25 protein-coding genes are annotated in these 25548 nt (G+C 66.4%); 20 read left to right on the top strand and 5 right to left on the bottom strand.

What is annotated here, in order from left to right:
- Positions 1-49: 49 nt before the first annotated feature.
- Positions 50-673 carry a SagB/ThcOx family dehydrogenase gene (locus tag AArcCO_RS01685; RefSeq protein ID WP_259534648.1) on the top strand — a complete coding sequence of 208 codons (624 nt, stop codon included), beginning with the start codon at positions 50-52 and terminating at the stop codon, positions 671-673.
- A gap of 49 nt (positions 674-722) precedes the next feature.
- On the opposite strand, the gene AArcCO_RS01690 is transcribed toward AArcCO_RS01685, so the two are convergent.
- A complete protein-coding gene (locus AArcCO_RS01690; protein ID WP_259534649.1) occupies positions 723-1520 on the bottom strand; it encodes an SDR family oxidoreductase in 798 nt (265 codons plus the stop codon).
- 39 nt (positions 1521-1559) lie between these two features.
- On the opposite strand from AArcCO_RS01690, the gene AArcCO_RS01695 reads away from it, so the two are divergent.
- From AArcCO_RS01695 to AArcCO_RS01710, 4 genes are all read left to right on the top strand, one after another.
- Positions 1560-2294 (top strand): fumarylacetoacetate hydrolase family protein, encoded by a 735-nt coding sequence (locus AArcCO_RS01695; protein ID WP_259534650.1) that lies wholly within the window; start codon positions 1560-1562, stop codon positions 2292-2294.
- A 52-nt stretch (positions 2295-2346) separates the two neighbouring features.
- Positions 2347-3747: a DUF4330 domain-containing protein gene (locus AArcCO_RS01700; protein ID WP_259534651.1), complete on the top strand. Its 1401-nt coding sequence runs from the start codon at positions 2347-2349 to the stop codon at positions 3745-3747.
- Between the two features lie 76 nt (positions 3748-3823).
- On the top strand, positions 3824-4795 hold the full coding sequence (locus AArcCO_RS01705) for a phosphoadenosine phosphosulfate reductase family protein (RefSeq protein ID WP_259534653.1): 972 nt from the start codon (positions 3824-3826) through the stop codon (positions 4793-4795).
- A gap of 70 nt (positions 4796-4865) precedes the next feature.
- The gene (locus AArcCO_RS01710; RefSeq protein WP_259534654.1) at positions 4866-5855 is read left to right on the top strand and encodes an ornithine cyclodeaminase family protein; all 990 of its coding nucleotides are present in this window, start codon (positions 4866-4868) and stop codon (positions 5853-5855) included.
- A gap of 36 nt (positions 5856-5891) precedes the next feature.
- Here AArcCO_RS01710 and AArcCO_RS01715 read toward each other — a convergent pair whose 3' ends face one another.
- Both AArcCO_RS01715 and AArcCO_RS01720 read right to left on the bottom strand, forming a co-directional pair.
- Positions 5892-6314, bottom strand: a complete 423-nt coding sequence (locus AArcCO_RS01715; RefSeq protein WP_259534655.1) for a DUF5816 domain-containing protein — start codon at positions 6312-6314, stop codon at positions 5892-5894.
- A 114-nt stretch (positions 6315-6428) separates the two neighbouring features.
- Positions 6429-6713: a DUF5789 family protein gene (locus tag AArcCO_RS01720; protein WP_259534656.1), complete on the bottom strand. Its 285-nt coding sequence runs from the start codon at positions 6711-6713 to the stop codon at positions 6429-6431.
- Between the two features lie 207 nt (positions 6714-6920).
- On the opposite strand from AArcCO_RS01720, the gene AArcCO_RS01725 reads away from it, so the two are divergent.
- From AArcCO_RS01725 to AArcCO_RS01785, 13 genes are all read left to right on the top strand, one after another.
- Entirely contained in the window at positions 6921-7463 is a 543-nt protein-coding gene (locus tag AArcCO_RS01725) for a pyruvate ferredoxin oxidoreductase subunit gamma (RefSeq protein WP_259534657.1), read from the top strand.
- The gene (locus tag AArcCO_RS01730) at positions 7460-7918 is read left to right on the top strand and encodes a 4Fe-4S binding protein (protein ID WP_259534659.1); all 459 of its coding nucleotides are present in this window, start codon (positions 7460-7462) and stop codon (positions 7916-7918) included. The genes AArcCO_RS01725 and AArcCO_RS01730 overlap by 4 nt, the downstream gene beginning before the upstream one ends.
- Before the next feature lies 1 nt (position 7919).
- The gene (locus tag AArcCO_RS01735; protein WP_259534660.1) at positions 7920-9140 is read left to right on the top strand and encodes a hypothetical protein; all 1221 of its coding nucleotides are present in this window, start codon (positions 7920-7922) and stop codon (positions 9138-9140) included.
- A complete protein-coding gene (locus AArcCO_RS01740; RefSeq protein WP_259534661.1) occupies positions 9137-10078 on the top strand; it encodes a thiamine pyrophosphate-dependent enzyme in 942 nt (313 codons plus the stop codon). Before AArcCO_RS01735 ends, AArcCO_RS01740 begins: the two co-directional genes overlap by 4 nt.
- A gap of 133 nt (positions 10079-10211) precedes the next feature.
- On the top strand, positions 10212-10877 hold the full coding sequence (locus AArcCO_RS01745) for a helix-turn-helix domain-containing protein (RefSeq protein WP_259534662.1): 666 nt from the start codon (positions 10212-10214) through the stop codon (positions 10875-10877).
- Between the two features lie 145 nt (positions 10878-11022).
- Positions 11023-11409 carry a 4Fe-4S dicluster domain-containing protein gene (locus AArcCO_RS01750; protein ID WP_259534664.1) on the top strand — a complete coding sequence of 129 codons (387 nt, stop codon included), beginning with the start codon at positions 11023-11025 and terminating at the stop codon, positions 11407-11409.
- On the top strand, positions 11409-12590 hold the full coding sequence (locus AArcCO_RS01755; RefSeq protein WP_259534666.1) for a 2-oxoacid:acceptor oxidoreductase subunit alpha: 1182 nt from the start codon (positions 11409-11411) through the stop codon (positions 12588-12590). Before AArcCO_RS01750 ends, AArcCO_RS01755 begins: the two co-directional genes overlap by 1 nt.
- Entirely contained in the window at positions 12587-13450 is an 864-nt protein-coding gene (locus AArcCO_RS01760) for a thiamine pyrophosphate-dependent enzyme (RefSeq protein ID WP_259534667.1), read from the top strand. Before AArcCO_RS01755 ends, AArcCO_RS01760 begins: the two co-directional genes overlap by 4 nt.
- Complete coding sequence (locus tag AArcCO_RS01765; protein ID WP_259534668.1) at positions 13447-14037, top strand: 2-oxoacid:acceptor oxidoreductase family protein; 591 nt, start codon at positions 13447-13449, stop codon at positions 14035-14037. Before AArcCO_RS01760 ends, AArcCO_RS01765 begins: the two co-directional genes overlap by 4 nt.
- Entirely contained in the window at positions 14034-17525 is a 3492-nt protein-coding gene (locus tag AArcCO_RS01770) for an RnfABCDGE type electron transport complex subunit B (RefSeq protein ID WP_259534669.1), read from the top strand. Before AArcCO_RS01765 ends, AArcCO_RS01770 begins: the two co-directional genes overlap by 4 nt.
- A complete protein-coding gene (locus AArcCO_RS01775; RefSeq protein ID WP_259534670.1) occupies positions 17522-18712 on the top strand; it encodes a (Fe-S)-binding protein in 1191 nt (396 codons plus the stop codon). The genes AArcCO_RS01770 and AArcCO_RS01775 overlap by 4 nt, the downstream gene beginning before the upstream one ends.
- 1 nt (position 18713) lies before the next feature.
- Entirely contained in the window at positions 18714-19712 is a 999-nt protein-coding gene (locus AArcCO_RS01780; protein WP_259534672.1) for an electron transfer flavoprotein subunit alpha/FixB family protein, read from the top strand.
- Positions 19709-20512 carry an electron transfer flavoprotein subunit beta/FixA family protein gene (locus AArcCO_RS01785; RefSeq protein ID WP_259534673.1) on the top strand — a complete coding sequence of 268 codons (804 nt, stop codon included), beginning with the start codon at positions 19709-19711 and terminating at the stop codon, positions 20510-20512. Before AArcCO_RS01780 ends, AArcCO_RS01785 begins: the two co-directional genes overlap by 4 nt.
- Positions 20513-20605: 93 nt before the next feature.
- Here AArcCO_RS01785 and AArcCO_RS01790 read toward each other — a convergent pair whose 3' ends face one another.
- Positions 20606-20803, bottom strand: coding sequence for a cold-shock protein (locus AArcCO_RS01790; protein WP_259534674.1), 198 nt, complete (start codon positions 20801-20803; stop codon positions 20606-20608).
- Between the two features lie 254 nt (positions 20804-21057).
- Between AArcCO_RS01790 and AArcCO_RS01795 the strand changes: the two genes are divergently transcribed.
- On the top strand, positions 21058-21747 hold the full coding sequence (locus AArcCO_RS01795) for a class I SAM-dependent methyltransferase (protein WP_259534675.1): 690 nt from the start codon (positions 21058-21060) through the stop codon (positions 21745-21747).
- A 59-nt stretch (positions 21748-21806) separates the two neighbouring features.
- Here the strand turns inward: AArcCO_RS01795 and leuS are convergent, their stop codons facing one another.
- The gene (leuS, locus tag AArcCO_RS01800) at positions 21807-24542 is read right to left on the bottom strand and encodes a leucine--tRNA ligase (RefSeq protein WP_259534676.1); all 2736 of its coding nucleotides are present in this window, start codon (positions 24540-24542) and stop codon (positions 21807-21809) included.
- A gap of 170 nt (positions 24543-24712) precedes the next feature.
- On the opposite strand from leuS, the gene AArcCO_RS01805 reads away from it, so the two are divergent.
- Complete coding sequence (locus AArcCO_RS01805) at positions 24713-25546, top strand: SIMPL domain-containing protein (protein WP_259534677.1); 834 nt, start codon at positions 24713-24715, stop codon at positions 25544-25546.
- Positions 25547-25548 lie beyond the last annotated feature (2 nt).

The raw sequence follows: 25548 nt of genomic DNA on the forward strand, positions 1-25548 counted from the left end.
CGGGATCGCTCCCGACGCTTTTTGACGGTTCCCGTCGACGCTCGGCGTGATGACCGAGTACTCCCTCCCGGAGCCCGGTTCCGACGGGCTCTCGGAACTCGAACGGACGATCGGCGCACGGAAGAGCAGGCGGTCGTTCGCGGACGAACCGATGGGCATCGAGACGGTGGCGACGCTGCTGTGGTCCGTCCAGGGGTTGACACACGAGCGCGACGGCGTCTCGATGCGGGCGTCGCCGAGCGCCGGCGCAACGTTTCCGATGGTGGCGTTCCTCTCGGTCGCGCCCGGTGGGTGTGACGAACTCGAGGCGGGGCTGTACCGGTACGTCCCCGACGAACACCGGCTTGATCCCGTTATCGAGGAGTCGATCCACGAGGAACTCACGGCGGCAGCGATGGACCAGGCAGTGGTTCGCGGCGCCCCCGTTGTGATCGCGCTGGCGGCCGACTACGACAGAACGATCCGACAGTATCCCGACCACGGCGAGCGGTACGTCCACATGGAGGCGGGCCACGCCGCCCAGAACGCCCTGCTCGTCTGCGAGTCGCGGGGGCTCAACGCCTGCCCGGTGGGCGCGTTCGACGATGACGAACTCGCGGCGGTGCTCGATCTGCCCGGCGATCTGGATCCGCTGTATCTGGTTCCAGTCGGTCGACGGACGACTGACAGATAGTGAACCGAGCGGGGGCTTTCCCCCGGAGGCGGCTTTTTGATCGAGATCTCTAGAGATTGGAGTTACTACTCCCGCCGTCGATCGGGATCGCGGCGCCGTTTATATATCCCGACCGCGGGGAGCAGAGGAACGCCACCGTGTTGCCGAGTTCGATCGGATCGCCGACGCGCTCTAACGGCACGTCGCTGCCCCAGTCGGCGAGCCCCTCCTCGTAGGAGTCGTACTCGCCGCGCTCGACGGCCTGTTCGACGAGTTCGCGGATCCGATCTGTCTCGTGGGCGCCCGGCAGCACCGCGTTACACCGGACCTCCGGGGCGAACTCTCGCGAGAGCGTCTTCTCCAGCCCGATGACCCCCATCCGCACCGAATTCGACAGCACGAGCGAGTCGATCGCCTCCTTCACGGACCGGGAGGTGATCGTCACGATCGTCCCGCCGCCGTCGGCACGGAGGTCGTCGGCTGCCGCCCGGACGAGGCGAACGACACTCATCACCAGCAGCTCGTATGCGTCCTCCCACTCCCGGTCGGTCGTCTCCAGGAACGGTCCCGACGGGGGACCACCGGCGGAGGTGACCAGGTGATCCAGCCGGCCGAACTCTCGGACGGTTTCCTCGACCAGCCGCTGGACGTCCGCAGCGTCCGTCAGGTCGCCCTGCATCGGCACCACCCTGGCGTCGCCGGCGGCCTCCTCGCGGAGCCGCTCGGCAGCCTCCCGCAGCCGGGTTTCGTTTCGGCCGTTGATGACGACGTGACAGCCCTCTCGGACGAGCGCCGTCGCGCTGGCGTACCCCAGGCCGGCGGACGATGCGGTCGTGAGCGCCACGTTGCCGTCGATGTCGAACTCCATACCGGTACGCCTATCGGCTGGACAATGAAACCGTGGGTCATGCGACGCGCACGACTGCTCACGCCGGACGGTCCCGTCGAGGGGCGCTACGAGGACGGGTACGTCGAGACCGAGGCCGGAACCTACGAGGTGGGGCGGGACGGACGCCTGCTTCCCCCCTGTGACCCGTCGGCGCTGTACTGCGTCGGGCGGAACTTTGCGGAAACGCTCGAACAGATGGAGTACGACAGACCCGAGGAGCCCGACTTCTTCATCAAACCCCCGACGTCGCTTTCCGCCCACGGGCAGCCGATCCCGTACCCCGAGTTCACCGACGAGCTGACGTACGCGGGGGAGCTCGTCGCCGTCATCGACGATCGGTGTCGCGATCTCGAACCCGATGAAGTGCCGGAGATCGTCAGGGGCTACACCATCATGAACGACGTCGACGCCCTGGATCAGCAGGGGCGAACCGCCCGGAAGGCGTTCGACGGCTCGGCCCCCCTCGGGCCGTGGCTCGAGACCGACCTCGATCCCCGGAACCTCGACATGCACACCGAGATCGACGGCGAAACGCACCAGGAAGCCACCACCGAACTGATGCTGTTCGACCCCTACGAGATCGTCGCGTACCTCTCCCGGCGGTTCACGTTCCGTCCGGGGGACGCCGTCGCGTTCGGCAGCCCGGCGAACCCGGGGCTAATCGAGCCCGGAAACCGGATCGAGATCACCTACGAGGGGGTCGGAACGCTCGCGAACGAGGTCGTCGACGCTTCCTCGAAGCAAAAGAGCTAATTCCCAGGATGTTGTGGCTTCGGAAAGTGATGTCCGCGCCGGGTGAGAACCGATGGAACTGATCGACGACGAGGGGAGGCTGTTCGGTACGGTCAACGTGATCGACGCGCTGGTCGTGCTCGTCGTGCTCGCGGTGGTCGTCGCCGGCGCCGCGCTGGTTTTCTCGGACGACCCCGAACCCGAGCCGGACCTCGAGACGACCCACGCCACGCTGGATCTCGGGACGCAGCCGGACTACATCGTCTCCGAGATCAACGAGGGCGACGCCTACAGTCCGGGCGGCGACGACCGGATCACGATCACGGACGTCCACCTGACGCCACAGGGGAACGAACAGCGCGTCGTCCTCCGGGTCGAACTGCGCGGCGAACGGGCCGGCGGCTCGCTCCAGTACGACGGCGCACCCCCGCGGCTGGGACGAACCCTCGATGTCGCCACCGACCGCTACCAGGTCGACGGACAGGTCCGGGCAGTCGGCGACGACGACGCGCTCGACCGCGAAGCGGCGACGGTCGTGCTCCGTGACACGCTCGACGCCGCCGACGCCCGGGAGATCGCGCCGGGCGACGAGATCCGTCTGGCCGACCGGACGGTCGCCACCGTCGAGGACGTCGCCGTCTACGCGGAGGGGAGCCCGACGCGGCGCGTGGTCGTCCTCGAGGCCACCCTCGACGCCCACCGTCAGGAGGGCGAACTCCGGTTCGGCGGGACGCCCGTCCGGCGCGGGCAGACAGTCGAACTACCGGCCGGCGACTACGACCTGTCGGGAACGATCGAGCGCGTCGGCGACGGGCTCGACCGCGGCGAGGCCGAGGTCCTGCTTTCGGACGTCGTCGACGTCGAGACGGCAGAGCGGATCGACGAGGGCGACGTGATCGAGGTCGGCGGCCACCGGACCGCCACCGTCGAGTCGGTGACCGCCTATGGGACGGCCAACCCGGACCGCAACCGCGTGTTCGTGGGAGTGTCGCTGGCCACGCTGGACCACCGGGAGCGGCCACAGTTCGGAGACACGTACGTCCAGCAGGGGTCGTCGATCTCCCTGTCGAGTGACGCCTACGACCTGTCGGGAACGATCGAACGAGTCGGCACCACCGAGGAGCGCGGCGCGCCGACCACGCGGACGGTCACGCTTCGGATGGAGGAGGTCCACGAGGACATGGCCGACGCGATCCGATCGGGGATGACCGAACGACGGAGCGGCGAGACGATCGCCCGCGTGACCGACGTCGACGTCGATCCGTCGGTGATCCTCATCCAGGGCGACGAGGGCAACCTGGGCGTGTACGATCACCCGACCGACCGGGACGTGACGATCACCGCCGAACTCGAGGTCCGCGAGACCACCTCCGGCGTCCGATTCAAAGGGGAGACGATCCGGCAGGGGTCGACGGTGACGCTGGATCTCGGCACCGTCACCGTCGATGCGACGGTGGTCTCCGTCGGCGGATAGGCCCGTTCACCCGATTGTCGCCGGCTTCGGGAGAGAACACAAAACACTTCGGTCCACGGTCCGATCCGACGGACAGATGACAGACGACTTTCCGGCGTACGTCGACGTCGACTACGCGGACGGCGAGGGCGAGACCCCCGCGGACTACCCCTCGATCCAGCACAAGATCGAGAAGGCCATCGAGGTCACCCGTCAGGGGCTCGAGGAGTACTGCAACCCCGCGGTGATGTGGACCGGCGGGAAGGACTCGACGCTCACGCTGTATTTCATCAACGAAGTGGCCGACGAGTTCGGCTACGAGAAGCCCACTGCCGTCTTCATCGACCACTTCCAGCACTTCGACGAGATCACTGACTTCGTCGAACACTGGGCCGACGAGTGGGAGATCGACCTCGTGTACGCCCGCAACGACGACGTCGGCGCCTACGTCGACGAACACGGTCTCGAGCCGGGCGACGACATCCCGGTCGACGCCCTCTCGGAGCACAACCGACATCACGTCCGGAACATCCTCGAGTACGAGGAGGAGACGTTCCCGTTCCTTCTGGACACCTACGTCGGCAACCACCTCCTGAAGACGGTGGCGCTCAACGACGCCCTGGAGGACCACGACATCGACGGCGTGATCTCGGGCGTCCGGTGGGACGAACAGGAGGCCCGCGCCGACGAGACGTTCTTCTCGCCGCGACACGACCCGGACATCTACCCGCCCCACGATCGGATCCAGCCGATCCTGCAGTTCACCGAGCGCGACGTCTGGGAGGCGTTCTGGCACTTCGTCGTTCCGGACACCGTCCAGGCGTTCCCCGACGACGGCTACGTCCCCGAGTCGGCCGAGGACCTCCCGGAGGGCGTCACCATGGAGGACGTTCCGATCTCGCCGAAATACTTCGCCGGCTTCCGGTCGCTGGGCAGTGAAGTCTCCACGGAGAAGACCACTCAGGAACCCGCGTGGCTCCAGGATCTGGAGAACACTGTCGAACGTGCCGGCCGCGCCCAGGACAAAGAGGACCTCATGAAGCGGCTCCGCGATCTCGGCTACATGTAGCGTTTTCGGGTTCCACGACGTTCGGGGCAACCTCGACAGTTTTGAATACTCCCCGGCAAAAGTTGCGCGCATGCAGACGTTGCTTCTGGACAGCGATGCGGTCGCAGCGAACGCGCCGATGGACCGCGTCGTTCCGGCGCTGGAGTCGGCGTTCGCCGCCTACGAGCGCGGCGACGCCCAGATGCCGGCGAAGTCGTACATCGAACTGCCCGAGTACAACGGCGACTTCCGATCGATGCCGGCGTACATGGACGCCGGCGACTGGGACGCCGCCGGCGTGAAGTGGGTGAACGTCCACCCCGACAACGAGGCGAAGTACGACCTGCCGACGGTGATGGGGACGATGATCTACTCCGACCCGGAGAACGCCTTCCCGCTTGCGATCATGGACGGCACCGAACTCACGACCCGGCGGACGGGCGCGGCGGCGGCGGTCGCGACCGATCATCTCGCCGTCGAGGACGCCACCTCACTGGGGATCGTCGGCGCCGGCGTGCAGGCGTACACGCAGCTTGAGGCGATTGCTGAGGTCCGCCCGATCGAGACGGTCGTCATTTCCGACGTGGACGAAGCGCGGGTCGCCGCGTTCGTCGAGGCGTTCGAGGATCGCTTCGAGGTCTGCGGCGGCTCGACTGCGGAGGCGGCCGAGTGTGACGTGCTCTCGACAGTGACGCCTGTCCGGGAGCCGATCATCTCCTCGGAGAACCTGGGCGAACACACCCACGTCAACGCGATGGGTGCCGACGCCGCCGGCAAACAGGAACTGGAGTCGGAGATCCTTCAGGAGGCAAAACTCGTCATCGACGACTACGACCAGTGCACACACTCCGGGGAGATCAACGTTCCCTGGAGCGAGGGGCTGCTCGAGGACGGAGACATCTACGGCGAGATCGGCGAGATCGTCGTCGGCAACAAACCAGGACGCACACCGGAGGACGGCGTCACCGTCTTCGATTCGACGGGGCTTGCGATCCAGGACGTCGCGACCGCTCACGTCGTCTACGAACACGCCGACGAGAACGACAACGGGACGCCCTTCGACCTGCTCGGTCTGGCGTAGCGAAGCAGCCTACAGATGCGCGGATAGCGGAGCGCCCTAGAGGTACGCGGGATCCCACTCCGTCGGGCTGTGTTTGTTTCCACAGTCGTTGCACACGAACTGTCCCATGGTGTCGATCGCGATCTCGAGGGTGCGACAGTTGCCACACATCCAGCCGTACTTCTCGTCGTCCTGATAGGCGGCGAAAAACGGCGCGTCGGTCCCGGTGGTCAACTCCTCCCAGTCGATTTCGACGTCGACCTCGGCCTCGACGGGTGCAGTTCCGACGATCGTCGTCCCGTCGCGCAACGAGAACGCGGAACACACCTCTCCGACGCGGATCGAGGTCTCCTTGTTCCACTCCACACAGAACGGAGTCCGATCCCAGTCGTCCCCGAAGTAGACGTGTTCACAGACGCCACAGTGAGGCGCCTCGGCTGTCGTCTGATCACCGTCGGTCGGTTGGTGCTTGCTGCTCATACACACACTCGGACGTATAGTGAGGTTAACTAACAACCAACAAATATTGGTTTATTATCTATTCCCGGCTGATCTCGGTTCCTCGGCAGTGGGGTGGATTCGAAGCGAACGCCGCTACAGGGTCGGCCCGACCGAATCCGATTCGCTCGTCGTCGGCGGATCGCGGTCGCTGTACCCCTTCCGTCCGACGGCATCGCCTTTCAGCCCGCCGAGGACCGCGAGTTTGGCATCGTCACAGCAGTCAAACACCTCGTCGTCGACCCGCTCGAACACCGACGAAAGGCGGTCTTTGCCGTCCACGAGGGTCAGTTTCGGATCGTCGAGTTCCTCCACCACGCGCTCGGTCGTCGTCGGGTACGACATCGTCTCGAGCCGGGCGAGTAGCTCGTTTATTTCCATAGTCGATTGTTACCTTTTGACGAGGATATACGCCCACGATTCATATCGTGGGACATTATATTAGGTCGTCCTTCGACGCCACGTTGTATAAAAATCAGTACGTTTCGATGGAAACTTGTTCAAACGTCCACTACTTCGGGAGTTCGGTTTAAGTTACCATTATATGTAGGAGCCAACGACATTCCCCGGGGATCGAAACTAGGTGTCATGGAACAGATTCGCATACACGGGCGCGGTGGGCAGGGGTCGGTAACCCTGGCCCACCTGATCGCCGAGGCCGCATTCGAGCAGGGAGACTGGGCGCAGGCGTTCCCCGCGTTCGGCGTCGAACGGAGGGGCGCTCCCGTCGAGGCATTCGCACGGATCGACGCGGAGAAAATCACCGATCGGAGCCAGGTGAACGAACCCACCTACGTGCTCGTTCAGGATCCGACGCTCGTCGACATCGTGGACGTCGCCGAGGGACTGATAGAGGACGGGACCGTCGTCGTCAACTCGACGGCGGAGCCGGCGGAACTGTCGATCCCCACCGACGAACGGATCGTGACCGTCGACGCCACCGGCATCGCCAGGGAGCATCTCGGACGACCGATCATGAACACGTCGCTTCTGGGAGCGTTCGCCGGCGCGACGGGTGTTCTCGAGATCGACAGCATCGAATCGGTGACAGTCTCGACGTTCGGCGGCGACATCGGACGGAAGAACGCTGCTGCCGCCGACGCCGCGTTCCGGGAGGTGGCCGCCGTATGACCGACGCCGGTCGATCCGAATCGGCGGGGGTCGAACGCCCCCCGGACTCCGGAGGGGACGCCGCAGAGCCCGCCGCCGAAACGGCGACAGCCGAGGATCAGGTCGCGGACCCCTACGAGGACCTGACGGTCCCGATGGGTGCGATCGCGGACCCGAAGACGAGCCTCGTCAACGAGACCGGCTCCTGGCGGGAGAGCCGTCCAGTTATCCACCACGAACCGTGCGTCGGCTGTGGGCTCTGTGTGACGTTCTGCCCCGATGGAGCCGTCCACCGCGTCGACGACTTCCAGGGATCGGGTCGGTCCATCCCCGGCGATCGGCGTCCCGTCCCGCGGGCGGCGAAACACGACGGTCACCAGCAGGTCGCCGTCGATTACCGGTACTGCAAGGGCTGTGGGATCTGTGAAACCGAGTGTCCGATCGACGCCATCGACATGATCCCGGAGGTGAAGTGAGATGGGCGACCGGACGATGCTGAAGGGTGATCAGGCAGTCGCGGCCGGCGTCAGGTCCGCCCAGCCGGACGTCGTCTCCGCGTACCCGATCACGCCACAGACCGGGATCGTCGAGACGCTCTCGAAGATGCACGCCGACGGCCAACTCGACGGGGAGTTTCTGAAGGTCGACTCGGAGTTCAACGCCGCCTCGTCGTGTATCGGCGCCAGCGCCGCCGGCGCACGCGTTTTCAGCGCGACCTGTTCGCAGGGGCTCAAACTCATGTCGGAGCCGCTGTTTACGGCGGCGGGTATGCGGTTGCCCGTCGTGATGGCCGTCGCGAACCGGAGCCTCTCGGCGCCGATTTCGATCTGGAACGACCACACCGACGCCTTCGCCGAGCGCGACGGGGGGATGATCCAGTTTTTCGCCAAGGACGTCCAGGAGGCCGTCGACACCGTGTTCGTGGCCTACCGGGTGGCGGAGGACCCGACGATCTCGCTTCCCGCGCTCGTGAACCTCGACGGATTCATCCTGACGCACGTCAAGGAACCGGTCGACGTTCCCGACGAGGCGGCGGTTTCCGCGTACCTTCCCGACCGGGAGCCGTTCGCGACGCTCGACCCGTCGGATCCCACGACCATGGGCGGGGTGGGGCGACCCGAACACTGGACGGAAGCGAGGTACGCCATCCAGGAGGCGATGCTCCGGTCCCGGGAAGTCATCGCCGACGCGACCGAAGCGTTCGGCGACCAGTTCGGCCGCGAGTACGGGCTCGAATACGACGGGATGCTCGAGACGATCGGCCCCGCCGACGCCGACCTCGCACTCGTGTGTCTGGGGTCGCTTTCGGGGACGGTCGAACACGTCATCGCCGATCACCCCGCGGACGTCAAACTGGTTCGGCCGCGCGTGATCCGGCCGTTCCCGGCAGAACAGCTCCGCGATGCACTCGCCGGCGTCGAGGCGGTAAGCGTCATGCAAAAGGAGAACTCCCCCGGTTACCAGGGCAGCCTGGCGAGCGAGCTCAAGTCGGCGCTCTACGGCGCAGACACGCAGCCGGCCGTCCGGAGTTACGTCCTCGGACTCGCCGGCCGCGACGTCTCCCACGACGACGTCGAGGCCGTCATCGAGGAGACGGCCGACGCGGCCGACGAAGGGCATCCACGTCGGTTCCTCGCCGAGGAACGCTGGCCCCAACTGAAGGGGGATCTGCTCGAAATGGAGGTGACGCAGGCATGAGTTCGCCGCCGGACCCGGACGCCGTCCTGTCGTACGACGATACACTGTTCACACCCGGTCACCGTGCCTGTGCCGGGTGTGCGCCGGCGCTCGCGATGCGGCACCTGACCGAAGCCACCGGAGAACACACCGTCATCTCGATGGCGACCGGCTGTATGGAGGTCATCTCCAGCCCGTTCCCGGAGAGTTCGTGGGGGGTGAGCTGGATCCACGACGTGTTCGCGAACGCGGCGGGAGTCGCCTCCGGCATCGAGGCGGCGTATCGCGCCTTCGATCGCACGGCGGCCGAGGAGTTCACCGATCACGACGACGTGAACTTCGTCGTCGTCGCCGGCGACGGCGCCACCTTCGACATCGGCATCCGCAGTCTCAGCGGCATGATGGACCGCGGCCACGACATCCTGTACGTCTGTTACGACAACGAGGCGTACATGAACACCGGGATCCAGCGATCGAGTGCGACGCCGCTTGGAGCGAGCACCAGCACGTCGCCCCCGGGCGCAGAGAGCCTCGGCGACGATACGTCCAAAAAGGACATGCCCGCAATCGCCGCCGCGCACGGCTGCTCGTACGTTGCCTCGGCGTCGATCGGCTACCCGCAGGACTTCAAACAGAAGATCGAGCGGGCGCTCGAACACGACGGGCCGAAATACGTCCAGGTGCAGGCGCCCTGCATGCTCGGGTGGGAGTTCGACCCGGCTGAGGCGATCACCGTCGCCCAGCTCGCGGTCGAAACCGGCCTCCAGCCGCTGTTCGAGGTCGTCGACGGCGAACTGGTGGACGTGATGCGGATCCGCGACCGCAAACCGGTTCGGGAGTACCTCGACTGTCAGGGGCGGTTCGACCACCTCTTCGAGTCGGGGGAGGGAGAGGAGGTGATCGAACAGCTCCAGGAATTCGTCGACGACCGGGCCGACGAACTCGGCCTGGATGCGTGACCCCCGTCGTTCTCTCGGAGCATGACGGCGAATCCGCGACCGAGTATAAATACACCTGAAGGATATCGGGCGATCATTAATGAGTGAGAATTGGAGCAAAGGTTTTCACGAGGAAAACCAAAAATATAAAGGGATGGCTTCGGGTATCCGCGCGGAACTGAAGATTCCGGCAGCGGTAGCCTGTCCGATGGCCCGGGTGTCAGCCGCCGAGGACGTGACTGCCTACTCGATGTCGAAAAGCGTCGATCCCCACGCCCCGAAACACGTCACCGAGGAGTTCAGTGTCCGCTCTTCGGACCCGTTGTCGACGGAGTTCGAGGATCTCGAGCTCGAAAAGACGTTTACCGATGGATCGAGTGCGATCTATCGGTTCGAACGCGTCAGCGACCGGAACTGTCCCTGCGAGTGCATCGAGCAACACGGGTCACCGGTGGTCGACGTCAGGGGCGAACGGGGAACGCTGTACGTCGTCTTCCACGCCGCCGACCGGGACGCCCTCACAGAGGTAATCGAGACGGTCGGGGAGTACCATCCGCAAATGGAGGTCAGGCGGCTCGTCCAGTCGCGGGCGACGGAGGAGAACGGATCCAAGTCGCTCGTGTTCTTCGACAAGAGCGTCCTCACCGATCGACAACAGCAGGTGCTGACGACGGCACACGAACTCGGCTACTTCGACCACCCGAAAGGGGCCAACGCGGGCGAGGTCGCCGACGAACTCGACATCGCGACTGCGACGTTCATCGAACACCTCTCTGCAGCACAGCGGAAACTCCTGAATTCGATCCTGGACACGGAGTAGCGTTGTGTCGGACGGGGGCTTTCGTACTGATTGATCGCGGCGTTTCCCCGCGATTACGCCGGAACCGTGCCGGCTAATAAAACCCCATCTATTGATGGGAAGATTCCCTTCGACGTAGGGGGCCGATTTCAAGTGAGTGATTAGTGTGAACGAGTCACAACTGGCAGATAGGTGGCCAGCGAATCGTGCCGGACGGTTCGAAGGTCTCGAACGATACGTCGAGCGCGCCCGACAGCGCCCCCGCGAGCCGATCGACGAGTCGTCGGTTCTGGTACCGGGTGGGGTCGTTCGGATACTGCCGGACCGCTGTAAGGAGTGCGGGTACTGCTGGGAGTACTGCCCACAGGACGTTCTCGAACGTGGTCAGGAAGCCAACCGGAAAGGGTATCGTCCCCCGACGGTGGCCGAGGACAAGGCCGACGACTGTGTGGACTGTGGGATGTGCGCGTGGATCTGCCCGGAGTTTTCGATTTACACCGTCGAGCAAACGGACGGGGAGGCCGAACCGACGCCGGCGGGGGGTGAGAGCTGATGGCCGTCTCCGAGGAGGAATCCGACGAAGGGTCGGCGGACGAACCGGAGATCCTCACCGGCGACCACTTCATGATGGGAGACACCGCCTGTGCGGAAGGGGCGATCGCCGCCGGCTGTCGATTCTTCGCTGGATATCCGATAACGCCCGCCAGCGAGGTCGCCGAACGCATCAGCCAGCGGTTCCCCGGTCTCCCCGGCGCCCAGTACATCCAGATGGAAGACGAGATCGCCAGCATGGCCGCCGTGGTCGGCGGGTCGAACGCCGGGAAAAAGAGCATGACCGCCACGAGCGGACCGGGGATTAGCCTCATGAACGAGAACCTCGGGCTGGCGGCGATGACGGAATCTCCCTGTGTGATCGTCAACGTGCAGCGCGGTGGGCCTTCGACAGGTATGCCGACGCTCCCCGGACAGGGTGACGTCATGCAGGCGCGATACGGGAGCCAGGGCGACTATCCGATGATCGCTTACGCCCCGAGCAGCCCACAGGAAATGTTCGATCTGACGGTCGAAGCGTTCAACGCCGCCGAACGGTACCGGACGCCGGTGATCGTCCTCGCCGACCAGACCGTCGGGCACATGACCGGGAAAGTGTCGATCCCAGACTCGGTCGAGACGGTCGACCGTCCGCGGCCGGACGACGAGATCGACCCCGAGACGTTCCGCCCGTACGACAACTCCGTCCAGGTGCCGCCGATGGCGGCCGCCGGGGACGGCGGTCGGGTGCACGTCACCGGCCTCACCCACGACGAGCGCGGCCATCCGGACATCGACGTGGAGACTCACGAGACGATGCTCGGGCGCATGATGGACAAGGTCGACGACAACCGCGAGGAGATCTGCCGAGTGGAACGATATCGGCTCGACGACGCCGACGTCGCACTGATTGCCTACGGCTCGATGAGCCGTTCGGCCCACGACGCAGTCGACCAACTCCGGGGTGAGGGTGTCGACGCAGGACTCCTGCGGGTCGTCACTCCCTGGCCGTTCCCGATCGACGAGATCGAGGGGCTCTCGACCGTGGTCGACCGGATCGTCGTCGCCGAGATGAACCTCGGTCAGTACGTCACCCCCGTCCGGGCCCACGCGGACTGCCCGGTCGACGCCCACACCCATCCCGGCGGGGCGATCCCGCGGCCGGACGACGTCGCCGACACCGTACGGGAGGTGATTCGATGAGCAAGACCACCCAGTCGCCGGCGGAGATCGTCGAGGACCACCCCGACGACAGGGTGCTTCGGGACCGGCGGATCCCCCACATCTGGTGTCCCGGCTGCGGGCTCGGGACGACGATCAAGGCGTTCGGCGAGGCGATCGAGCGCTCCCCGAAGGGGCTCGACGACCACGCGGTCGTCAGCGGGATCGGCTGTGCCGGCCGCGCCGCAGGCTACGTCAACACCGACTCGTATCACACCACGCACGGCCGGGCGATCCCCTTCGCGACCGGGCTGAAGGTCGCCAACCCCGAGATGGAGGTGTCGGTAGTCTCCGGCGACGGCGACCTGTTCAACATCGGCGGCAACCACTTCCTGCACGCCGCCCGGCGGAACCTCGATCTCACGATCGTCTGTTCGAACAACTTCAACTACGGCATGACCGGCGGACAGTTCGGCGGCACAACCCCGACGGGCAAGGTGACCGCGACGACACCGGAAGGCAACTACGAACGGCCGTTCAACCTCCCGCTTTTGGCGGACAGCCTCGACGTCCCGTTCGTCGCCCGGTGGACGGTCCTCCACCCGCGACGGCTCGCGGACGCGATCGAGGCCGCGATGGAAAAGCCGGGGCTGGGATTCGTGGAGGTGATCACTCCCTGTCCGGAGGGGTTCGGCAAGGCGAACGAATTCCCGGAGGGACTGGACATGATGCACTACTTCGAAGAGAACGCGGTGATCGACCACGACGCCGACCTGGATGAGGTCGGCATCGCACTGGAGGGAGAGGACCTCGTTTTGGGCAACTTCGTCGACGAGGAGAGCACGCCGTATCTCGAGGCCAAAGAGCGGTTGCTCGGCGGGGACGGAGGTGAGTCCGAATGAGCCGCACCGAGTTCCGGTTTTCGGGCTTCGGCGGGCAGGGCGTGATCACCATGGCCCACGTGCTGGGTCACGGCGCCAGCGTCCACGCCGACATGGACGCGACGATGACGGAGGCGTACGGCCCCGAGAAGACCGGCGGCTTCTCCCGGGGTGACGTCGTTGTCAGCGACGAGGAGATCGACTACCCGAACGTGGTGGATCCCGACATCGTGGTCGCCTTCTCCCAGGACGCGTTCGAACGCGACGCCGACACTGTCACGGAGGGCGGGCTCGTGCTCGTCGAACGGAGCCTGGTCGACCCCGAACCGCTGCTGGAACGGCGGCCGGACGCAACTGTGGCGTCGCTCCCGGCGGTCGATCTCGCCGAGGAACTGGGTCACAAGGTCGTCGCCAACGTCCTGACGCTCGGGGCGGTCGTCGAACTCGTCGGCACGCCGCCCGCGGAAGCGGTCGGGGCGGCGATCCGCGAGACCGTCCCCGACGGTACCGAGGACCTCAACGAGCGCGCCTTCGAGCGCGGCCAGGCTGTCGTCGCCGACGACGAACTCGACTACCTCGGCGAGGAGCCACGGGAGGTGGTACAATGAGCGTCGACCGGGTCGATCCGCTCGGCACCGGACGAACAGCGACAGAGCGCGTCGACGCCGACGTGCTGGTCGTGGGCGGCGGCATCGCAGGCATCCAGTCGAGCCTCGATCTCGCCGACTCCGGCGCCGAGGTCGTGCTCGTCGAGCGATCGCCGTCGATCGGCGGCAAGATGGCCGCCCTCGACAAGAACTTCCCGACCCTCGACTGCTCGATCTGCATCGAGGGGCCGGTGATGAGCGACGCGATCGAACACGACAACATCGAGGTGCTCACTCTCGCGGAACTGACGGATCTCTCGGGGGCGGCGGGCGATTTCACTGCCGACGTCTACCAGGCTCCCCGGTTCGTCGGCGACGAGTGCACCCGATGTGACGACTGCGTGGAGGCGTGCCCCGAGTACGCGCCCAACGAGTTCGACGAGGGGATGGGCTCTCGGACCGCGATCTTCACGCCGTTCGAGCAGGCAGAGCCCGGCCCGTACGTGGTCGATCTGGACACCTGCATGAACGACCCGCCGAACCGGATGCCCTGCGACCGGTGTCAGCGGGCCTGCGGCCCCGACTGCATCGACTTCGAGATGGCGCCAACGGAGTACGAGATCGACGTCTCCTCGGTGATCGTCGCCACCGGATTCGACCTGCTCAACCCCGAGGTGATCGACGAGTACGGCTACGGCGAGCATCCGGACGTGCTCACGAGCATGGAGTACGAGCGCATGCTCGACGCCGCCGGCCCGACCGAGGGACACATCGTGCGTCCGTCCGACGGGGAACACCCCGAGGACGTGCTGTTCGTCTACTGCGTGGGGAGCCGGGACCAGCGTCACTGCGAGTACTGCTCGCGGGTCTGCTGTATGTACTCCAACAAGCAGGCGATCCAGTCGGTCGACCACGGCGTCGACGACGTCACGGCGCTGTACATGGACATGCGGGCGTTCGGCAAGGGGTTCGACGACTTCTACGACCGGGCCCGCGAGGAGGCCGACGTCGACTACGTCCGGGGCCGCCCCGCCGCCGTCGACACCGACGGCGACTCGCCGGTCGTCCGGTACGAGGACGCCGACGCCGGCGAGGTCCGCGAGGAAGCGTACGACATGGTCGTGCTCGCGCCGGCGCTCATCCCGAGCGACGGCACGCCCGATCTCGCCGCCAGGCTCGGCGTCGAGGTCGACGACGACGGCTTCTTTGCGACCACCGAGGCCGGCGGCGACATGACCGAAACCACCCGCAACGGTGTGTACGCCGCCGGCGCCGCGACCGGGCCGAAGGACATCCCCGACAGCGTCGCCGAGGCGTCCGGGGCGGCCTCGCGGGCGCTTTCACACGTCGAGGAACGCACCTGGCCGGAGCCGGTCGACGTCGAGCCGATCGACGCCACCGGCGAGGAGCGGGTCGGCGTGTTCGTCTGTCACTGCGGGTCGAACATCGCCGGCACGATCGACGTCGAGGAGGTCGCCGACTGGGCCGAGGACCTGCCGAACGTCGAGTACACCGAGGACCTGCTGTTCGCCTGCGCGGGCAACACCCAGGAACACATCACCGAGACGGTGAAGGAACACGAACTCAACCGGGTGGTGGTCGCCTCCTGTTCGCCGAAGACTCACGGTCCCACCTTCGAGCGCGTAATCGCCGAGGCCGGTCTGAACAAGTACCTGCTCGAGATGGCGAACGTCCGGAACCACAACTCCTGGGTCCACGACGACGAGCGGAGCGCAACCGAGAAGGCGAAAGACATGGTGAAGATGGCCGTCGACAAGGCGGCGTTTCTCACCCCGCTCGAGGAGATCGAACAGCCGGTCGAGCAGACCGGCGTCGTGATCGGCGGCGGGATCGCCGGGATGTCGGCGGCGGTCTCGATGGCCGAGAGCGGCCACGAGGTCCACCTGATCGAGCGGGAGGCGGAACTCGGCGGGCAGCTCCGACACCTCGAGGAGCTTCATCCCGGGGGACGGGACGCCGATGAACTGCTCGAACGGCGGAAACGGCAGCTCGATGAGTCGGGCGTCGTCGTCCACACCGATACCGACGTCGAGGGTGTAAGCGGCCACATCGGTAACTTCGCGATCAACCTCGACTCCGGGGAGACGGTCGACGCGGGCGCGGTCGTGCTCGCGACCGGCGCCTCGCCGTACGAGCCCGAGGAGTTCGGCTACGACGACAACCTCGAGGTGATCACGAACCGCGAACTCGACGCGCGGCTCGCCGACGGCGGCGTCGACGCCGACCGGGTGACGTTCGTCGGCTGTGTCGGCTCCCGCGACGGCGACCGCGGCTGTTCGCGCTACTGCTGTTCCTCGATCGTCGGGCAGGCGAACCAGCTCGCCGCCGACGGCGCGACGGTCGACGTCGTCAACAAGGACGTCCGGACGTTCACCCGGGGGGGTGAGGAGGCCTACCGGGCGGCCCAAAAGCAGGGCGTCCGGTTCTTCCGGTACGATCAGGACACCCCGGCGGGCGAGGCGCTCTCGTACGACGCCGAGGCGGGCGAACTCTCCTTCCACGAACGGACGCTCGACCGCGAAGTCGTTCTCGAGCCGGACCTGATCGTTCTCGCGACGGGGCTGCGTTCGAACGGCGCCGACGAGGAGGGTGACGTGGCGAGCCAGCTCACCGTCACCCGCGACGAAGAGCAGTTCCTGCTGGAGAGTCACCCGAAGCTCGGTCCGGTCGAAGCCAGCGTCGGCGGCGTGTTCATGGCTGGCACCGCCCAGGGGCCGAAAGGCGTCCGCGACGCCGTCGACGGGGCGCTTGGAACGGCTGCCAAGGCGGACGCGCTGCTCTCGAAGGAGGAGATCACCCAGGAACCGCTCGCGGCGCAGATCGATCCCGAGACCTGCATCGGCTGCACACGGTGTGCGGAGGTGTGCCCGTACAACGCCGTCGAAGGCGAAGCCCAGAGCGTCCACAGCGTGATCGAGGCGGCCTGCATGGGCTGTGGCACCTGCGCGTCGGCGTGCCCGACCGACTCGATCACGATGCCCGGCTTCACCGACGAGCAGATCAAAGCCCAGATCAGCGCCGCGCTGGAGACCAACCCCGAGGAGAAGGTGCTCACCTTCGCGTGTAACTGGTGTTCCTACGCCGGCGCCGACCAGGCCGGCATCGAGAAGCGCAGCTATCCCGAGAGCATCCGGATCGTCCGAACCATGTGCTCGGGCCGGGTCGACGAGGAGTTCGTCGACCACGCCTTCGAGGAGGGCGCCGGCGCGGTGCTGGTGACCGGCTGTCACATCGGCGACTGCCACTACATCGACGCCAACACCTACACCGAAGAGCGCGTCAACCGCTGGCAGAACAAACTCGACGAGGAGGACGAGGGTCGGCTCCAGCTCGAGTGGATCAGCGCAGCCGAGGGCGAGCGATTCGCCGCCAAGGCGACCGAGATGGACGAAGTCGTCCGGGAGTTCGTCGCCGACCGCGTCCGGGCCGACGGCGGCTGTTGTGGCGACTGTGACGCTGACTCGACGCAGGGGGGTGACCGCCAATGAGCAAAGCCGACGAGGCGGCGCCCCTGTACGTCGACGACGACCGGTGGGACCGGATCGTCGAGGCGACCGACGGCGCCGCGAGCGTCTGCTACCAGTGTGGTACCTGCACCGCGAGCTGTCCGTACGACGCGATCGACGAGAAGCCGATCCGGGTGCGGGAGCTGATGCGCGGAAGCCAGCTCGGCGTCGACGGCGTCGGAGAGGAGCTCTACCGGTGTCTCACGTGCAAGGAGTGTGAGGCCAGCTGTCCACGCGGCGTCGACATCATGGACGCCATCGGCGGGCTCCGGGAGGTCGCCTTCGAGGAGGACGCCGCGCCCGGTCGGCTCGAGGGGGCGCTCTGGAGCGTCTACGAGGAGGACAACCCGTGGGAGCGCCCCGCGAGCGAGCGGGACGCCTGGCTCGAGGAGGTTCCGGACGACCTCGACGTGCCGGTCGGCGGGGAAGCCGAGGTGCTCTACTACGTCGGCTGTACGCCCTCCTACGACCCGTCGCTGCAGTCGGTGCCGGCGGCGATGGTGCAGTTGCTCGAGGCGGCCGGCGTCGATTACACCGTCCTCGGCGACGAGGAGGTCTGCTGTGGCGACGTGGTCAGACAGACGGGCGAGCCTGACTTCTTCCAGCAGCTCTCTGAGATGAACGCGGCGACTTTCGCCGAGACGGGCGCGGAGACGATCGTCACCACGAGCCCGCACTGCGCGGAAACGTTCGAGGACGGCGCAGATCTCGCCGCCGATGTCGTCCACTACACCGAGTATCTGGCGGACCTGGTCGAGGAGGGTCACCTCGAATTCGGCGATCTCGATCGGACGGTGACGTTCCACGATCCCTGTTACCTCGCCCGGGGGATGGCCGCCGTCGAGGCGCCCCGGCGGCTGCTTTCGGCGGCCGGCGTCGAGGTAGACGAACTCGCCGAGTCCGGGACGGACACGCTCTGCTGTGGTGGCGGCGGCGGCAACATGTGGCGCGAGGGCGACGGCGGGAAACGCTTTGCGGACGTCCGCGCGAAACAGGCCGACGACACCGAGGCGGAGGAGTTACTCACGGCCTGCCCCTACTGCGTGCAGACACTCGACGACGGCGTGAAGAAGGTCGGCGCCGAGGCGCCCGTCCGGGAGCTGGCGACGGTGTTGCTCGAGGCGTTCGAGGCCGGCGACGATACGGACGCGAACGATGGAGGTGACTGACATGACTGCCTACGACAACGACATCTGGGTGTACCTGGAAGCGGAAGACGGTGTGGTATCGAACGTCAGCTACGAGATCCTCGGGAAGGCCAGAGAGCTCGCAGAAGAGGTCGACACCGGGGTGACCGGCGTCCTGGTGGGCGCCGGAGACGACCTCGACGGGCTGGCGGAGGCGGCGATCGCCCGCGGTGCCGACGGGGTCGTGCAGATCGAACACGAACTGCTCGACGTCTACCGGCCCGAAACGTACGTCGACGCCGTCGAGGGGGCGCTCCTCGAGGGCGATCCCGCGATGTTCCTGTCGCCGGCGACCAACGACGGGATCGGGCTGGCCGGCAGGCTGGCGGTCCGGCTCCACGCCGGGCTCAACGCCGACGTCGTCAGGCTGGAGATCGACGACGACGGGAGCCTCGTCGGCGGCGTCCCCGCCTTCGCCGGCGGGATCCTCGCGATGGTGAAAGCGAAGGGCAGACCGCAGATGAGCACCGTCCGACCGGGGGTGTTCACCGCGCTCGAGCCCGACGACTCCCGGGAGGGTGACGTCGCGGTTCGCGAGCCCGACCTCGGCGAGGCGGACCTCCGCACGGAGATCCTGGACCGGGAGGTCGGCGAGACCGTCGACCTCCCCGGCGCGGACGTGGTCGTCTGTGCCGGTCGCGGGTTCGACGGGGATCTGGAGCTGGCGCGAGAACTCACTGGGGCGCTCGATGGGACGCTCGGGGTAACTCGGCCGCTGTGCGACGAGGGGCTCGTGTCCCGGGAGCGACAGATCGGCTCGACCGGCTACTCCCTGCAGGCGGACGTGGCGATCTGTGCCGGTATCAGCGGTTCGGTGTACTTCACCTCCGGCCTCGACGACGTCGACACCGTGATCGCGGTGAACACCGACCCCGAGGAGCCGATCTTCGATCACGCTGACTACTGTATCGAGGGCGACCTCTTCGAGGTGTTGCCGCCGCTGATCGACCGACTGGAGGCCGAGGGGGTGATCTCCGCATGACGCTCACCGTCGCCGTCGCGGTGAAGGTCGTCCCCAAACCCGAGGAGGTGAGCCTCGACGAGGAGACGATGACGATCGACCGGGAGGACGCCGACTCGCAGCTGGATCCCGCCGCCAAGAACGCCGTCGAGATGGCGCTCCAGCTGAAGGACGCGGCCCTGGAGGCCGGCGAGGACGCGGAAGTGATTGCGGTGTCGATGGGGCCGCCGTTCTTCGAGGAGCACCTCCAGGACGTGGTCGCGATGGGCGCCGACGACGCGGTGTTGCTCTCGGATCGAGCCTTCGCAGGCGCCGACACCTACCCGACGAGCCGGGTGCTCGCGGCCGGCGTCCGGAAGGTCGGCGACGTCGACCTGGTGCTGTGTGGCGAGGAGTCGTCGGACTCCTCGACCGGGCAGGTCCCGCCGGGGATCGCCGAGTGGCTCGACGCCGCCCAGGTGATGGCCGTAAGCGAGGCGGAAATCGAGGACGGGAGCCTGCGTGCGGTCCGGACGAAAGCCGGGGGCGAGGAGACCGTCCGGGTGCCGCTTCCGACCGTCGCGAGCGTGGAGTACGGCGTCAACGATCCCCGATTCCCCGACTTCAAGCGCAAGCGGTGGGCCGAAAACGAGTGGGAGCTCACCGTCTACGACGCCGGTGATCTCGACCTGCCGGAATCGGAACTCGGGCTGGACGGCTCCTACACCGAGGTGGCGGATCTGGAGGCGATCGAAGGCCCCGACCGCCTGGGCGAGTGGGTCGAGGGCGACCCCGAAACGCAGGCCGACGAGATCGCGTCGGTGCTCGCAGAGCGGCTCTAGCCCGGCTGTCGGCACCGCTCTCGATTGGTAGGTTCGCAAAAAACGAAAACGAAATTACGACGCGTCGAAAGACGACGCGTCCGTTCGAATCAGTTACTGCACGCGGACGACGTTCGTCGCGCGGGGGCCCTTGGGGGCCTGTTCGATGTCGAAGTCGATCTCGGTCCCTTCGGACAGATCCTCGCCGCCAACGTCCTCCATGTGGAAGAACACGTCGTCGTCGGAGTCGCCAGTCGAAATGAAACCGTAGCCGCCAGTGTCGTTGAAGAAATCAACAGTTCCGTTTGCCATTGCAATTACACGTGGGATAGTCACGCGGTTAAGGGTTCCTATCTGTCCACGAAACTCTGGATCTAGCATTCGAATATAACTTTTTTGCCCTCTGTTCCGGATATTCGTCCTCGAATCGGCAGTTCTCGCGAAAAAAGTGACTGGTTCGGTGAAACGACTGGAAGCTCCTCCGGGATCTTGGCTTTCGACGGGACGGCAACGCCTTCGGCCTCCCGCTTCGACGGTCTTTTCCGCGTCGCTCTCGTGTCACCCACGTGAATTCTACAGACGTTCGGCGCAGCTGGGCGGAGCGCTCGGGCGAGTACTCCCCGGCGTACTACGCCTACTACGGGCCGAACGAGACGAGCGAGCTCCTTCGAGGTCTCCTCGCGCGCACCGTCGGCACCGACGCGTCCGTCCTCGAGGTGGGGTGTAGCTCGGGCCGACACCTCTCGCATCTCCTGGACCACGAGTTTTCCGATCTGTCCGGTATCGAGGTCAACGAAGACGCTCTCGACGTGATGGCCGAGACCTATCCGGCCCTCGCCGCCGAAGGGACGTTCTACCTGGACGCGGTCGAGGACGTCGTCTGCGGCTTCGAGGACGACCGGTTCGATGCGATCTACTCGGTGCAGACGCTCCAGCACCTCCATCCGGACATCGAGTGGGTCTTCGACGAGCTGGTCAGGGTCGCGGGGGAGCTGCTCGTCACCGTCGAAAACGAACGCCAGGCAGTCGGCGACGGGCGAGATGACGCCGCGGATCCGTCGGGCGACCCGCCGGTGAGCCACGTCAACGACGAGTTCCCGCTGTACCACCGCAACTGGGGGAACGTGTTCACTGCCCGGGGATGTCGGGAGGCCGACGTCGGGGCCGAACTCGGGGTCGACGTCCCCGACGATCACAGGGAAACCGTCCGGGCGTTCCGACCGCCGTCGGAGGACGGGGGCCGGACGGGTCGCTAAGCCGGGTTTCGATACCGCACAAAAACATCGTTGGTGACGAACCGCGTCGGGGTCGGACGCTACTCCTCGATGTGAATCGCGGGCCGACCCGGCTCGGCCGTTCGGGCGACGTCGTCGTCGGCCTCCTCGGCTGGGAGCACCCGCACCGGCGCCTCGAACTCCCGTTCGATCAGCCAGGCGGCCTCCCGGAGCGCCTCGTACTCCCGCTCGGGCGGCAGCGTGAGCGTGAGCGCCTCGCGTTCGGCGTCGAGTTCCTTGCCGTAGTCGGCGGCGGCGTCCCCGTGCTCGCGGATCTCGGCGTCGCCCATCAGCTCGGAGATTAGGTTGTCCGCGTCGCTCTCGACGGCGATCTCGAGCGCCCGGAACTTCCAGCCGGGCGTCACGACGACATCGATCCGCTCGGGTTCGGAGATTCCGGCGACGTCGACGATCTGGCGGACGTCCTCGCGGGTGTTTTCCACGAGCTTCCGGCGCTCGTCTGCGCCCTCGACGTCGCCGACGGGTTCTGGCCAGTCGGCGTCGACGAGGAGCCCCTCGTCGACCCAGTCGCTTCCGCCGTCGGCGTCGCCGAGGGCGTCGTACAGCTCCTCACACAGGTGTGGTGACACCGGCGCCAGCAGTTTGACCGCGGCCACCAGCCCCCGCTCGACGGTCGACGCGTGGGGCTGTTCCCCGCGTTCTTCGGCGTGTTCGCGGTACTGACGGAGCGTCCGCACCAGCTTCTGGGCTTCCCGCAGCGCGGTGTTGAACGTCAGCGTCTCGTAGTCGGCTGTCGCGGCGTCGATCGTCGCGTCGATCTCGCTTTCGACGTAGTCAGCGACGGGCGTACGGTCGCCGTTCGGGCGGTCCGAGACGAACGCCTCCACCTCGTTTTTGAGCCGTGCCAGGAACCGGTAGGTCGACCGGACGCCCTCCTCGCTCCAGTCGAAGTCGCGTTCCGGCTGGGCGGCCTGCATCATGAACAGCCGGGCCGTATCGGCGCCGTACTCCTCGACGATGCGCTGGGGGGAGACGACGTTGCCCTTCGATTTGGACATCTTGCTCCCCTCGAGCTGGACCATTCCCTGTGCGAGCAGGTTGGTGAACGGTTCGCGGTGCTCGAGCCCCTCGTGGTCGGCCAGTACCTTGGTGAAAAACCGCGAATAGAGGAGGTGCATCACGGCGTGTTCGATCCCGCCGACGTACTGGTCGACCGGCATCCAGTCGTTTGCCCGCTCCAGGTCGAACGGCGCCTCCTCGAGGCCCGGCGAGACGTACCGCAGGAAGTACCACGAGGAGTCGACGAACGTGTCCATGGTGTCGGTCTCGCGGACGGCCTCGCCCCCGCACTCGGGACAGGTCGTCTCCTTCCACTCGTCGGCTTCGTCCAGCGGGTTGCCGGTGGTATTTATAAACTCCGGCAGCTCGACGGGCAGCTCCCCCTCGGACACCAGCACCGGGCCGCAGTCGTCACAGTGGACGACCGGGATCGGCGTCCCCCAGTAGCGCTGCCGGGAGATGCCCCAGTCGCGCAGCCGGTACTGGGTTGCCTCCTCGGCGCCGGGGGTGTCTTCAGTGATCCGCTCGCGGGCGGTCTCGCTGTCGAGCCCGGTGTAGTCGCCGGAGTTTACGAGCACGCCGTCGTCGGTGAACGCTCCCTCGCTGACGGCGGGCGCTTCGGGGGCGGTCTCCCCGTCCCAGTCGTCGGGTTCGGGGGCGATCACGGGATCGATGTCGATCCCCATCTTCGAGGCGAACTCGTGGTCGCGGTGGTCGTGGCCCGGAACGCCCATCAGCGCACCGGTGCCGACGTCCGACAGCACGAAGTCGGCGACGAAGACGGGAAGATCCTCGCCGGTGACGGGGTTTTTCGCCGTCAGGTCGGTCCGGACGCCGTTGGGTTCGTCGCCGTCGGGATCGGCTTCGTGATGGAGGAACTCGTGGACGGCGTCGTCGATCTCGATCAGCTTCTCGGTGATCGGGTGGTCTGGCGCAAGCGCGAAGAACGTCGCGCCGAAGACGGTGTCGGCCCGGGTGGTGAACGCATCGACGGTGCCGTACTCCCGGCCGTCCCCGTCCGCTCCCTCCGGTCCGGAGATCTCGAACGGGAGGGTCGTCCCGTACTGTCGACCGATCCAGTTGCGCTGCATCTGCCGGACGGAGTCGGGCCACCCCTCGAGTTCGTCGATGTACTCGACCAGTTCGTCGGCGTACTCGGTGATCTCCAGGAACCATTGGGACAGCTCCCGCGTCTCGACGGGCGTGTCACATCGCCAGCACAGCTCCGCGTCGCCCTCGACTTCGACCTGCTCGTCGGCGAGGACAGTTTCACAGGAGGGACACCAGTTGACGTCGGCGTCGCGTCGCTCGACGAGCCCCTCCTCGTAGAAGCGGCGGAACAGCCACTGGTTCCACCGGTAGTACTCCGGCGTACAGGTAGTGACTTCCCGGTCCCAGTCGTAGCCGAAGCCCATCGACTCCATCTGTCCTTTCATCGTCTCGATGCAGTCGAACGTCCAGTCCCGGGGGTTGGTGTCCCGTTCCTTGGCGGCGTTTTCGGCGGGGAGGCCGAACGCGTCCCACCCCATCGGGTGGAGCACCTCGTCGCCACGCATCCGTCGGTACCGGGCGTAGGCGTCGGTTATCGTGTAGTTCCGGACGTGCCCCATGTGGAGCTTCCCGGAGGGATATGGGTACATTCCCAGGACGTAGGTCGGATCCTCGGCGTCGTCCGGGATTCGGTACGCGTCGGCCTCGTCCCAGGCCTCCTGCCATCGTCGCTCGACTGCCGTGTGGTCGTAGCCCTGTTCGGACATGGTGATCGCTTGTACACACGTCCTTCCGTCTCCGTCCTATACCTTTCCATCGAACATCCCGTTTCGCAACCGATCTTCTGCTCCGAGGGAGAGTAACGCCGCCGTCAGTGGCTCAAACGGCCGTTTGTGCTATCGCTAATTTAAGTGTATATTCGCTCCCATGAACGGCTATGCGACGCAGAGAACTGCTTGCAGCAGGCGGTACCGTTGCGACAATTACCCTGGCTGGCTGTGCAGGTACCAGGGCCGACGACGGTCCGAACGACTCCGATGGAGCCGGCAACCCGTCGGTCGAGGACGTGGACGAAAGCGGCAACACTAGAACCGTGATCGTCACCAACACCGGCGAGGTCGCTGACGACCCCGATATGGCCGTGTTGCGGGCCGGCGTCGAGTCGCGGGCCGACACTGCACCCGAAGCACGCGACGAAATCGCGACCAGAGCCGAGGAGCTGGTCGACGCGCTCGTCGAGTACGGCATCGACGAGGACGACATCACCACTCGACGCTACTACATCCGCGACCGAATCGACCGACAGCGGATGGAAGCAGACGGCGTGCGTCCCGGAGATCCCGACGTGGACGAAGCGGAGTACACCTACTACCAGGGGAGTCACGACTTCGAGATCGAGATCCACGACGTCGACACCGTCGGCGAGGTAATCGACGTCGCAATCGACGCCGGTGCAGACGACGTCGGGCGGGTGACCTACACGTTGTCGGACGACAAACGCGAGGACCTCCGGGAGGACGCGCTCCGGCAGGCCATCGACGGTGCGCGCTCGGAGGCCGACACGATCGCCGCCGAGGTGGGTGCAGAGATCGTCGAGGCGACCGTCGTCGACGCATCCGAGGGGCGGATCTCCCCGGTCCGTCACGACGCGATGATGGTCGCCGAGGAGCCGCAGGCGACGCCCGCTCCCGACGATTCCCCGCAGACCGGGCTCGAAACCGGCGAAGTCACCGTCACCGCCGAGGTCAGGATCCAGTACGAGATGGCCTGAAC

The organism is Halalkaliarchaeum sp. AArc-CO (assembly GCF_024972735.1).
Classification (GTDB): Archaea; Halobacteriota; Halobacteria; order Halobacteriales; family Haloferacaceae; genus Halalkaliarchaeum.